Below are 12,780 nucleotides of genomic sequence, written 5' to 3'. Positions count from 1 at the left end.
CTATATCCCATTTCTATCCTTTTTCTTTTTAAGCAATGCATTAGTGTCAAGAGTTTGAGATCTTGATTTCTCTACCCTCTTCTCTTTTTTAAGCTTACGCTTTTTCTCTTTTTTCTTAACTTCACCTTTTAAAGAATCGCTAGATTTCTCAGTAGTTCTTGCATTATCAACTTCTTTTTCTACTGCTAATTCTTTCTTCACAAAATTCTTTTCATTAGTTTTCTTTTTCTTATTTCTAATACCAATCTTAATATACTTAGAAAAATCTAAATTCAATCTTCTATAAGCTATATCAAATAAGAATAATATTAATGCTAATATAAGAAGTAAATTAGTTAAATTAATCTTCTTATATTCCTTTTCAAGTTTTCCTTCAAAAACTTCTTCAGGCTTATTTATAAAAGATCCATCAGTTTCACTTACAAGAGAATCTAACTTAACTGAATTAGTATTAAACTTATATTCATCAGAATATTTAAGTGCAAAGGCCCCTTTATAAGTACTAGTTATATTTTCTCCATCTTGTTGTCTAATGTTAAAATTATAAAATCCTAGCTCACCTAATGGAATATTAGCTTCAAATTTCCCTGGTTCACTTTGAGTTAATGTAAACTCTCCTTGTGTACCATCCTCTCCATTATAAATACCTGTTACTTTAGTGTTAGAATCAACATTATCATTATAGTACTCAACCTTGGCTTCATTTCCATCCTGAGTTATAGATAAATGTCCCTCTTCACCATAAGATGGTATTGCATAATAAACTATATTTTTAATTAATTGAGGTCCATATTCCCAAATTAAATAATTTTTACTAAAGCTTCCATCAATATCACTTGTAAAGCTTACAGTTTTCCCTATTCCATATTGTCTTACTGCAAGTATTGGCTCATCTCTATTAGAACTTAATATTTCAATTGCATCATCCTTTAAAGATGTCCCTATATATCCAAGCAATGATGGAATTCCTGCTGAAGTTTGTACCCCTGATAATATTTCATGATTACTTACTATACTTGGAGTAAATTCTTCGTTTATTATATAAGTTCCTACAGACATTAAAACTTCTTGAGCAAATATTCTTGGAATATCTGTATAAATATCAGTATAATAGCTTCTACCATTTCCAGCTGTTGCTAAGTCACTTAAAAGATTTGAATTAGAATCATTTCCTACTGCAACTGTTGATAATGTTATATTTTCATTATTAAATTTACTTAAAAGTTCTTCATATGTTGAATAAGGAATTGAATCCTGTCCATCAGTTAGTAAAATAGTATGCTTTATTTTTGCATCACTTTCTAATTGAAGATTATATCCTTTTTCCAGTGCTGGATATATTGATGTTCCACCTCTTATTTGTATTCCTGATATAAGTTCCTTTATATAATCCTTATCAGTAACCTTTTGGGTTGGAACTACAACATCAAAAGTATCATCAAAAGCTATTACAGATATATAATCTATTTCTCTTAAATTATCTATAGCCTTCATTGCAGCTTCCTTTGCAAGAGTTAATTTACTAACCCCTCCACCTTCTGCACTCATACTTCCAGACTTATCTATAATTAAATTAATACTTATAGAAGGTACTTCATTTTTGCCCTTCTTATCCATATTTACAGGAAGTATAGTTTCTAATGCTGTATCTTTATATCCTCCAAGAGCATAAGAATCTTCTCCCCCAAAGGTTACAACTCCACCACCATAGTCTTTAACATAACTTTCTATATTGTCCATAAATCCATTAGTTAAATCATCTTTATAAACATTATTTAAAACTATTGCTTTATATTCTAAAAGTTCATTTAATGTACTTGGTGATGAATTTGGAGAAATAGTTTTTATATTAGCTCCACCATTTTTTAATATTTCTTCTAGAGCTGTTGCATCACCTTTTACTCCATTTATTATTAAAATATTAGGTTTATCAACTACATTAGTATAAGCACTATATTCGTTATTTACCTTATTAGTATCATCTTCTGATTCTACTGTAACTCTATAACTTTTAAAACCTCCGCTATTTTGAACATCTCTAAATACAAATGAATTGCTACCTTTCTTTACTTCAACTAATTGTTCTCCAACCTTTTCTCTTCCACTAAAAAGAGTAAGTTTTGCTGATGTAGAATAATTAGATTGTAAATCTATTTGTACAGAGAACTCTTCTCCAATGGCAATATTATCTGGAATAGTTACATTGTCTACATAAATTTCATTACCACTTTCTCCACTAACCTTATATACTTTTAAATCTATATTTTCTGCATTAATTAATGGAATTGATTTTAATATATCACCTTTATTTTCTTCTCCATCAGTTATAAGAACTATCCTTTTAGATGTACCATCCTCAAATAATGTTATTGCTGTTTCTACTGCACTCTGAATATTGGTTGCCGTAGAAACTGGACTTGAATTTAAGCTCTTATAGGAAGCTTTGTTATCTATAATTTTATCTACTTTTGCATTATCACCAAATAATATTACTCCAGCTTTATTTCCTTTAGGCATTATCTCTAATGCACTATTTATAAAACTTTCCCCACTATCTTTAAAAGAACTAATACTTTCTGATACATCTAATAAAAATACTGTTGAAATATTTTTTCCCTTAATACTTATTGTTATATTTGCAAATGATAGTAATAATAAGGTAAAAATCACTATTCTATTTATTAATATTAAAGTATCATTTTTACTGTTACTTCTAAACTTTTTCACACTATAGTAAATAAAGAAGATAAGTATTGGAATTAATATTAAAAAGTATAAATTTCCTATATCTAATTTCATTTATTATCTCCTCCTAATTACCTTTCTTGTATAATATCCATTCAAAAGCAACTACTAACATAGCTAATAATATAAATATTGGTGTTAAATTAAATCCACTTTTTAAATTGCTTTTACCATGAACTATATTATCATTTTCTCCAATTGTTTCTACTGAAGTATCACTTTCACTTGAAGTTGGGAAGTTTACCGAAAAACTTTCATTATTATCATTTTGATTTATTTTATATATACCTAAAGCTAATTCCCCTTTTACTTCTTCACCTGATTTTAAATCTTTAATATCTCCATTAGGATAAGTTACATTTATTTCACTTTCAAAGTCTGAAGATTTAACTACTATTTTTTCTCCAGCTTTAAAGTTATTACTATATACCATTCCAGTAGAAATTAATTCTTCCCCAAGTTCATATATAAGAATTGGGAACTCCTTTTTAAGCGCAAAATCAGTTGCATGTAAATCAAAAGATAATGCTGCTATTTTTCTATCATTTATTTCACCTTTAAATCCAATAGAATTATCATCTATAGTAAGTATATTAGTACCATAGTATGGAGTTTCTATTATGTTATATTCTGATAATGTAAATTGAGTATTTTCTAAATAACTAGAAACTGATCCTTTAACAGCTGTAGCCTGACCTATTTCTCCCCCTTGCAATACATTAAAAAATTCATTTGAATTAGGATTTATAAATAATATATTACCCTTTCTTGGCATAACTTCTGGCATTTTATTATCAAATACATAAAGATCATAATCATCATTATCTGTTATATTAGATACATCATTAGTTTTATAAACTTCTGTATTTTCAATACTTCCAAAAGCCTTTTCTAAAAATATATTTTCATCTGTAACTAATAATATTTTCTTTACTTTATTTTCGTTAACAACATGATAATAAGTATTATCTTCCATTAATATATCTTTTCTTGATAATTCACCTTTTAAATAATCAGAATTTAAAGAATCTAATTCAAAAGATAAAGTTTTACTTTCTCCAACTTGTAGTGTTAATCCTTCTACTGCTACTAATTCCTCACCATTATATAAAGAAAAATCTCCTTCATATAAGCTATCTCCATTATTAGTTACATTAGCTATAACTTTAACTTTATCATCTACAAATTTATGAGAAACATTATCTACAGAACCATTTAATCCACTATTACCTAAATAAACTATTCTTCCATTTATATCTGAAATAGCAGCTTGTTTATCTGTAAAAATTAATGCTTCATACTCTTCTCCAATTCCATCACCTATAGCTTTAACAAATGACACTACATCACTTATATCACCACTACCATAACTTGTACTTATTTTATCAATAATAGAGGCTGCATTAGACTTATTAAAATCTCCATTTAAAAGTAAATTTGAAGTTCCATCATAAGAAATAATATAAGTGTTCGTACCTTCCTTAGTACTATTTAAATACTCTTTAGCAAGTGCTTTCCCTTGCTCTAATCTACTATTGCTACCATCATATATAGTATTCATACTAGCTGTATTATCTATTACCATTATTATATTTTTATAACTCTTTCCTCCCATGCTAATAAAAGGACTCATAAGAGCTAAAATAACACTTAAAATAATTATAATCTGTAGTAACAGCATTATATTCTTTTTAAACTTTTCCCACGGTGTATTGGCTCTAGTATTTTTATATACTTCCTTCCATAATAAAGATGAAGATATAACTTCTTCTTTATATTTACGCTTTAATATGTAAAGCATTATTACTGGAGGAATAGTTAATAGTAAAAATAACGGCCATAAATTAGTAAAGCCCATATTCTTTCCCCCTAATACAATACTTTTCTTTTACTAAATTCATTTAATATTATTTCTTCTATATTCATAGATGAATTAACAGTTATAAGCTTTCCACCATACTTTCTTGCTAAAACTTCAATACTGTCATTATATTTTTTTAATGTTTCTTTATAATCTTTTATTAATGATGGTGTAACACTAAGCTTTATATTTTCCCCAGTTTCACTATCAATTAAAGTTATTTCATTATTAAACTCTGGATTTATTTCCTCTTCACATAATACTTGTACTAAAATTATTTCTTGCTTTTTATAAGCCAAATATTTTAACCCAGCTTCTAAACTTTCTAATCCTGAATTATTTAAAAAATCTGATACTACAATAGATATTCCTCTTAAATTTAAAGGTCTTTTCTTTATACTTTCACTTAAATCAGTTGTTCCATCAAAAGTTATATTTTCTAAATCTCTTAATATTTTTTGAAAGCCCCTATTACCAGTACCAGTCTTTAAATTTTCTATTACTCCATTATTCATTGTACTTATATTTACTCTATCTAAATTATTTAAAGCAATATAACTTAAAGCTGCTACTATTTTTAAAGCTGTATCTTTTTTATTATCTTTTCCATAATCCATAGATTTGCTTTTATCAATAAAAAAGTTAAATACACCTTCTCTTTCTTCCATAAATACTTTTATAAAAAATTTATCGAATCTTCCATAGGCATTCCAATCTATTCTTCTAAAATCATCACCTGGTGCATATTCTCTATAGTCTGAGAACTCTACTGATACACCTTTTGCTTTTGATTTTCTTCCTCCTTGAGTTCCTCCAGTAAGCTTAAAATTTATATACATATTAATTTTATTTAGCTTTTTAAAGAAATCCTCATTAAACATCTTTTCACTCATTTTTTTACACTACCTTTAAGTCTTCTAAAATTTTAGAAATTATAGCTTCTTCATTTAATCCTTCAGTTATAGCATCAAAGTTTAAAATAATTCTATGTCTTAATACTGGGTATGCAAGCTCTTTTATATCTTCAAAAGATACATTTAATCTTCCTTCCATAACTGCTCTTACCTTTGCCCCAGCAATAATACCTTGTGCAGCTCTTGGACCTGCTCCTGCTTCTACATACCTTTTAGCAATATCTGCTCCATTTTCTAGTTCTGGATGTGTTGCAAGTATTAACTTTAAGGCATATTCTTTTACTGGTTCTGCAATTTTAATTTCCTTAATAATATTTCTAAGTTCTAATATTTCATTTCCTTCTAAAACATTAGTAAGCTCAAGACTTTTATTAGTTAATGTTAAATCCATGATTTCTTTTAATTCATCTAAAGTAGGAAATTCTACATTAAGCTTAAATAGAAATCTATCAAGTTGTGCTTCTGGTAATGGATATGTTCCTTCTTGTTCTATAGGGTTTTGAGTTGCTAGTACCATAAATGGCTTTGGCATTTCATATGTTGTTTTACCTACAGTTACTGTTTTCTCTCCCATTGCTTCTAAAAGTGCAGATTGCGTTTTTGGAGTAGCTCTATTAATTTCATCTGCTAATAAAAGATTTGTAAATACAGGTCCTTTTTCAAATTTAAATACTGTATTATCATTTTCCTTTACTACAATATTAGTTCCTACAACATCTGCAGGCATTAAATCAGGAGTAAATTGAATTCTAGAAAAATTTAAATCTAATACCTTTCCTATTGTTTTAACTAATTGAGTTTTCCCCATACCTGGCATACCTTCTAAAAGTACGTTTCCTTCTGCAAAAATAGCTATTAAAACATTTCTAATTGTATCTTTTTGACCAATTATGCCTTTGCTTATTTCTTCTTCACATCTTTTTATCTTCTTTGAAACTTCTATAATTGATTGTTCATTAATTTCCATCTTTATCACCTCATAATTTTTTTCAGTAATTTCTTCAATGCTTTTTTTAATTTAATCCTTCAAAATAGTTTTTTATAAGATCTTTTAAACTTTGTGGTAAATTGCTATTATTAGCACCTTCTAATGCACTATTGCTATAATCTCCAATTACCTTATCATAATCTACCTTTTCTCCACCTATGTTAAGTCCATTTTGACTTTCTATTTCTTGTGAATTTCCATTATCATTTTTATTACCAGTAAGATTTCCATCAGTACCTTCATTTCTTCCTGGAATATATATTGGTTCCCCTGGAGAATTTTCTAAATCATTTTCTTTACCTACAGTGCTACCAGTATTCCATCCAGCTCCTGAACCAGAACCTGAACCTGATCCTCCTGTTCCACCTGAACCTCCTTGCCCTTGACCACTTCCAGAACCAGAACCCTGTCCACTACCAGAACCTTGTCCATTACCTTGTCCCTGGCTTTGGCTTTGTCCAGAACCTGATGATTGTTGACTTGAACTACTAGTATTTTGTCCATTGCTAGTATTTACTGATTTTGAAATTGCTGATGATAAGCTTGCAGCATCAAGTTTTTTATCTAATACTGAATTTGATGCATTTTTTAAGGCTTCTGCTAATTCTTCATCACTCATTTCTAAAGCAGCATTCTTTAAGGCTTCTGATAACTCACTTAATTCTGAGCTACTCATACTTCCTAACTTATTTTGAATCTCTGATAACTCTTTGTTTATAACTTCTTGATCTCCACTTAACATAGCTTCTGCTAAAGGTTTACTTTCTTCCTTCTTCATTAACTCATTTACTAACTTATTTACATCCTTTTTAGCAGCAGCTTCTTTTTCTTTATTAAAGTCATCTAATAATTTCTTTTTAGATTTTTCTAATGCTTCTTTAGATTTCTCTGATGATAACTTTTCCTTTTTGTCCTCTAACTTTTTTTCTAAACGCTCTAAAGTTTTATTTATTTCAGATTTTTTTTCACTTTCCTTTAACTCTTTTACTGCATCTTCTAAAAGCTTTTTAACTTCTTCCTTTTCATCATCTGATAAATCTTCTGACTTTTCTATTTCCTTCTTTTCTTTTTGAACCTGTTCTATTACTGATTTTTGATATTTATCAAATTCTCTTATTTTTTGTGCTTCTTTTCTTGCTGCACTAGGTACAAACATTATTAAAATACACATTATTATTAAACCTAAAGATAATAAACTTTGCCTCTTATCTATATTAATTTTAATCTTTTTAACATCAAAACTTTTAATACGTTCTACTGTATCTTTCTTTTGAGCTATTGATATATTATCCTCACATCCTATAAGTTCTAATGATGTAATAAGCCTTTCATCTAAACCTTTAGAATCTACCATAAGAGCAACTTTATCTTTTTTAGGAGCTTTTATAAAACCATAAATTAAAATAATTATTAATCCTATTACTAATATTCCTATACAAACTTCCTCAATATAAGGAATTGTTATAAAAAGTGATATTAATAGCAAACTAAATATTAAGCATAGCAGAAGCTTTAATCCTACTATGCTTAAATTTAATAAGAAGTTTGCCTTAATTCTTTTAGAAGCTTTATTTAAAAATATTAATATAGCTTTATCTAAAGAATTCATCTCTCTACTCCTTTACCTTTTTAGATTTAAACCTACTTTTCTTATTTAATGGATTAAGTTTGACTGAAGCTAAATATATAAATAATCCTGAAAGCACTAATTGTACTACTATTGAAATATATTCAGAATACATGCTTATTCCAAACTCTGAAAATATACCACTAAACTCTGAACCTAACCCAACTTGATTTAATAATAAGCTTACAAACCCTACTACTGGACTTAAGTAAACTATAGGTAATGCCTTAGGCATTGTTGTTAAGGCAGTACCACTCATATCTTTGTTATAAATAGTTATAATAAGAATTACCCAGGTAATAACAATTATACCCATATAAATAGCTAGTACTAATGCATAAGAAAGTGTAGTTGATACTTTTGAAGTTTTAGCACATGTTGATATAAAAACACCTATAGAGCTTACAAATATTGTGTTAACAATGAAAAATACTATAAGTTCTAAAATATTACTTATCTTAATTACACCAGTTAAAGATCCAATTGCATAAAGAGGCATTGTGGAAATTATAAGTATAATTACTCTAAGTGATGAAGCGGAAACTTTTCCTATAATTATTTGAAGGGGAGTTAACTTTGATGATAATAATATATCTAAAGTTTGCTTTTCTCTTTCTGAGCATATTGACGTTGAACTTAATGCTGGAACTATGAAAAGCAATAATACCGCTTGACCTATTGCCATTACAACATAAAATAATTTTGATGATTGTAAATATAATCCATTGGAAAAGACTTGTTGATTTACTGAACTATAGTAAATCATTACTGCTATTGATAAAACTGCTATATAAGCAAATATCATTAAAGTAAATTTAATACTTCTAACTGCTATCTTGCTTTCATTTCTTAAAACTGGATTCACTCTCATTTTTACGCCTCCTCTTCATCACTATCTGCTGTAATTTGAATAAATACATCTTCTAAGTTTCCAACTGCCCTGCTGTAATTTAATACTGGAATATCTTTTAATACTAAATATTTTAAAAGATTGGCTACATCCTCATCATTACCTATAACATTAGCTGTAATTTTATTTCCATCAATTTTTATATTATCTACATATGGTAATTCTTTTAACAATTTAATTGCTTCTTCTTCCTTTGTTAATACTGTAAATACTATAGGTGATGCCCCTGCAGCCCTTGTCATTATTTCCTCTACAGTTCCTTGGCACACAACTACTCCATTTTTAATAATTCCTATATTAGTACATACTTCTCCAAGCTCAGGTAATATATGTGAAGAAACTATAATTGTTTTTCCCATTTCTTTTAAGTTTCTTAGTATTCCCTTCATCTCATATCTAGCTCTAGGGTCCATTCCTGAAGCTGGCTCATCTAAAATTAAAAGATCCGGATTATGAACTAGACATCTTGCTAAACATAATCTTTGTTTCATCCCCCTTGATAAACCATCAACATATGCATCATATTTGTCTTCTAAATTAACTAATCTAAGTAAATCCATAGATAAATCTCTAGCTTCTTTTCCTACAATTCCATATATAGAAGCATAAAATTCTAAATATTCAATTGCTTTTAAGTTATCATAAACACCAAAGAAGTCTGGCATATATCCAATTTTATCTTTTAATGCCCTATTATTTTTTATAGCATCTATTCCATCTACATAAACTTCTCCACTATCTGGTGATAAAAGTCCAGAAATAATTTTCATTGTTGTACTTTTTCCGGCACCATTTGGACCTATAAATCCAAATATTTCACCTTTTTTTATTTCTAAATTTAATCCCTTTACCGCTTTAAAATTTCCATATGATTTTTCAAGATTTTTTATAACTAACATTATTTCTCCACCCCTTTTATAACTAATTTTGGAGCTGCAGTATCTCTATTTTCGCTAGCTACAACTTTTATTTTTATTATGTTGTTTAGACTATAACTTCCATCATTTATTACTTTATAGCTTCCTGATGTTAATTTAAATTCTTCATATTCATTAGTATTATAATTGTAAATATAGTACTCTCCATTAAGTCCATATTGATAACCCCATCTATCTGTATAAACATTAATGGTTATTTCTTTTACATCTACATTATCATCAATTTTATAATCTAATACAATTTCACCTTCACCATAAATATAACCATCATAATAGTCGTAATCTACTCTATTGTCTAATTCACTTACTGTATAGCTAAAATATCCTTCTGGGAAACTAATATTTCCACTTTCATCTTTAAAATCTATATTTGCTTCTTGTATTACTGCTGTTAAATTATAATTTGAAATTGATTTGCTTTCTAAATTCAAACTATAATCTACTGGCAAATCTGTAATTGCAATAATTTTTGTTGTAGTTCCTAAATAATCTGTATCTCCTAATAAAGTAAGCAAAGATGTATATCTTTGTATATTTTTAAACTTAGGATCTTTTGAATCTATTTCATCATCCCATCTTGATTGATAATATTCATCATTTAATAAGCCTGCATAACCTTGAATTCCAAAAGAGCCCTTACTTTCTAAATCATTAATTGAAATCTCTTCACCTTTAGCTACTTGTCCTAAATCCCAAACTGTTTTTCCTGAAACTATTACAAGTTTTTTAATATCTGCATCTAGGTTATTTTTAATAGTACCTTCTAAATTTCCATTCTTAATTTTTAAAGTATTTTCTAATTTAGGCATTACAATTTCTTTTCCTGATACTTCAAATTTATTCACTTCTGCCACATTATTATTAGCAACTGTAAAATAAGAATTATCATTTGTATATGTTGTTTTAACTCTTAAAGTTTTAGCGTTGTAATCTGTATCACCATAATAGTAGTAATCATCAGACATATATTGCATTTTTAAATCTTCTTCTTTTTCTATTTTTATATTTCCTTTATTTTTGCTTGCTACACCTATATAGCTATTTATTTGACCTCTTCCATCTTCATCAACAGATATAATATTTGCACTATTTACTACAACATCTTTTATTTTCATTCTACTTCCTAATACATAAATCAATATTGTAAACACAACTGCAGTTGTAGGTATAAGCACCCATGTTAAATCTCTTTTTTTCATTTTCTTTAATATAAGATATAAAACTATTCCAACTAAAATTGCATAAATTCCAAGTATTATTCCTAAAGTTAATGTTCCTACAGTATTCTCTACTGGAATATTATCTAATATATTATTTATTTCATAGTTCCCTGAGTAATATCCACCTTGATAATTTTGTTCGTATATTTTATCAAAAGTTTCTAATAACATATTTTGTAGCATAATGACTGCATCATTAGATGAAATAAATGGCTCCAACCCTAAATCAAAGGTAGTTATTAGAATTTTCCCTGTTCCTCTATCTAAAGAATATACTAATTCATTTTCATTACTATTAACTGTAACTACTGAATCCTCTAAAGTAATTTGTGATAATATTAAATTTAAACTTTCTGAACCAGTTTTAACATTTTGCTCACTAGTTCCATTTGAAGTTATATTTAAAAAACTTTTATTTATATTATTAATTGTTTTACTTTCATTACCACCTGCACCTATTAATAATGTTCCACCAGAATTAACCCAATTGTTTAATGAATTATATTGATTATCACTTAAATTTGCCATGTTATAATTATTGATTATTATTACATCTAAGCCATCTATATTTAGACCATTTTCACCTAATAATCCTTCAGTTAAATTAACACATGTCATTTTTCCTGTATTTGAATAATTAGAATCAAAATATGTTATATTTCCTAGGTATCCTAATGCGGTAGGATCATCGCTTAATAAACCAGTAAAGGCATTCCCATCACTAATTCTTCCTGAAGAAATCAGTAATTTTTCTTCACATAATACTTTTCCATTTTCTATTATACAAACAGTCCCCGTATTATTTCCTTCTAAAAATTTTACTGGTATAGTTACACTTATGTTTTCTCCAGCACTTGCACTTACTTCCTTTGAATAAGCATCATAACCACCAATAAAATCACTTGGAACCCTTACTTCTACTTCTCCATTAAAATCTTTTTCTAAATTATTGATTTGTGCAGTAACTGGTATATATTTTTGAGCTTTATACTTACCATCTATACCATAACTTATAGTTAAGTCATACTCAGCATCATTTTTACTTGCATTTACTTTTATATTTGGTATAACTAAAATCAAAATAAAAATACTTAAAATTACAGTAAATATTTTTTTATTCATTATTTTTTTCATTAATCTTCCCCCTATTTTACATTATTTTCCCTATATACTATACTATCATATTTTATACTATTTATTCTCAAATTTCTTATATTTTACCTTAATAATTTCTTACAAATTTCTTAAGTATTTTATATTGTATAAAAATAAACTTATAACTGAATTACATAAAATTATTTACCATATTAAATTTTTATAAATGGACCCAATTATTTAAAACAGAAGTGGAAAGAAATAAGCCTAAGAAATTTTTTATTTATGCTAACTCAACACATTCTTTATCTTTAATAAAGGATTTTAAGATTAGAAGACTAATATATGTATAAAAGGTAAAATTTGTTTTAATCTTACTATTTTTAGTGTACAATTAATATAATAATTGATGAACAATTGTATTATAATACAATGTAAATAATAAAATTATGCTAGGAGATGAAATATGAATAAAGTAAGTA

8 protein-coding genes and 1 pseudogene are annotated in these 12,780 nt (G+C 27.3%); 1 reads left to right on the top strand and 8 read right to left on the bottom strand.

The window, feature by feature from the left end; genetic code table 11:
• The 8 genes from I2E98_RS05065 to I2E98_RS05030 are packed head-to-tail and all read right to left on the bottom strand — an operon-like array spanning position 1 to position 12,337.
• Positions 1-2,799 (bottom strand): VWA domain-containing protein, encoded by a 2,799-nt coding sequence (locus I2E98_RS05065; protein ID WP_195467883.1) that lies wholly within the window; start codon positions 2,797-2,799, stop codon positions 1-3.
• Positions 2,800-2,812: 13 nt separating this feature from the next.
• A complete protein-coding gene (locus tag I2E98_RS05060) occupies positions 2,813-4,603 on the bottom strand; it encodes a BatA and WFA domain-containing protein (protein ID WP_195467882.1) in 1,791 nt (596 codons plus the stop codon).
• An 11-nt stretch (positions 4,604-4,614) separates the two neighbouring features.
• Complete coding sequence (locus I2E98_RS05055; RefSeq protein WP_195467881.1) at positions 4,615-5,499, bottom strand: DUF58 domain-containing protein; 885 nt, start codon at positions 5,497-5,499, stop codon at positions 4,615-4,617.
• 4 nt (positions 5,500-5,503) lie between these two features.
• Complete coding sequence (locus tag I2E98_RS05050) at positions 5,504-6,487, bottom strand: MoxR family ATPase (protein ID WP_195467880.1); 984 nt, start codon at positions 6,485-6,487, stop codon at positions 5,504-5,506.
• 46 nt (positions 6,488-6,533) lie between these two features.
• The gene (locus I2E98_RS05045) at positions 6,534-8,117 is read right to left on the bottom strand and encodes a pectinesterase (RefSeq protein ID WP_195467879.1); all 1,584 of its coding nucleotides are present in this window, start codon (positions 8,115-8,117) and stop codon (positions 6,534-6,536) included.
• 4 nt (positions 8,118-8,121) lie between these two features.
• Entirely contained in the window at positions 8,122-9,006 is an 885-nt protein-coding gene (locus I2E98_RS05040) for an ABC transporter permease subunit (protein ID WP_195467878.1), read from the bottom strand.
• A gap of 2 nt (positions 9,007-9,008) precedes the next feature.
• Positions 9,009-9,944 carry an ABC transporter ATP-binding protein gene (locus tag I2E98_RS05035; RefSeq protein ID WP_195467877.1) on the bottom strand — a complete coding sequence of 312 codons (936 nt, stop codon included), beginning with the start codon at positions 9,942-9,944 and terminating at the stop codon, positions 9,009-9,011.
• A complete protein-coding gene (locus I2E98_RS05030; RefSeq protein ID WP_195467876.1) occupies positions 9,944-12,337 on the bottom strand; it encodes a hypothetical protein in 2,394 nt (797 codons plus the stop codon). Before I2E98_RS05030 ends, I2E98_RS05035 begins: the two co-directional genes overlap by 1 nt.
• Before the next feature lie 179 nt (positions 12,338-12,516).
• On the opposite strand from I2E98_RS05030, the pseudogene I2E98_RS05025 reads away from it, so the two are divergent.
• A pseudogene (locus I2E98_RS05025) lies at positions 12,517-12,651 on the top strand (IS1595 family transposase); the annotation flags it as partial.
• Positions 12,652-12,780 lie beyond the last annotated feature (129 nt).

It is taken from the genome of Clostridium sp. D43t1_170807_H7, assembly GCF_015555905.1.
Lineage (GTDB): Bacteria > Bacillota > Clostridia > Clostridiales > Clostridiaceae > Clostridium.
The sequence above is the reverse complement of the archived record's forward strand: the minus strand, read 5'-3'. Positions and strand labels throughout refer to the sequence as shown.

What these genes read in the sequence shown, in the direction of transcription:
- I2E98_RS05050 (WP_195467880.1), bottom strand. Translation starts at nt 6,487, where the DNA reads ATGGAAATTAATGAACAATCAATTATAGAAGTTTCAAAGAAGATAAAA.
- I2E98_RS05040 (WP_195467878.1), bottom strand. Translation starts at nt 9,006, where the DNA reads ATGAGAGTGAATCCAGTTTTAAGAAATGAAAGCAAGATAGCAGTTAGA.
- I2E98_RS05060 (WP_195467882.1), bottom strand. Translation starts at nt 4,603, where the DNA reads ATGGGCTTTACTAATTTATGGCCGTTATTTTTACTATTAACTATTCCT.
- I2E98_RS05045 (WP_195467879.1), bottom strand. Translation starts at nt 8,117, where the DNA reads ATGAATTCTTTAGATAAAGCTATATTAATATTTTTAAATAAAGCTTCT.
- I2E98_RS05030 (WP_195467876.1), bottom strand. Translation starts at nt 12,337, where the DNA reads ATGAAAAAAATAATGAATAAAAAAATATTTACTGTAATTTTAAGTATT.
- I2E98_RS05035 (WP_195467877.1), bottom strand. Translation starts at nt 9,944, where the DNA reads ATGTTAGTTATAAAAAATCTTGAAAAATCATATGGAAATTTTAAAGCG.
- I2E98_RS05055 (WP_195467881.1), bottom strand. Translation starts at nt 5,499, where the DNA reads ATGAGTGAAAAGATGTTTAATGAGGATTTCTTTAAAAAGCTAAATAAA.
- I2E98_RS05065 (WP_195467883.1), bottom strand. Translation starts at nt 2,799, where the DNA reads ATGAAATTAGATATAGGAAATTTATACTTTTTAATATTAATTCCAATA.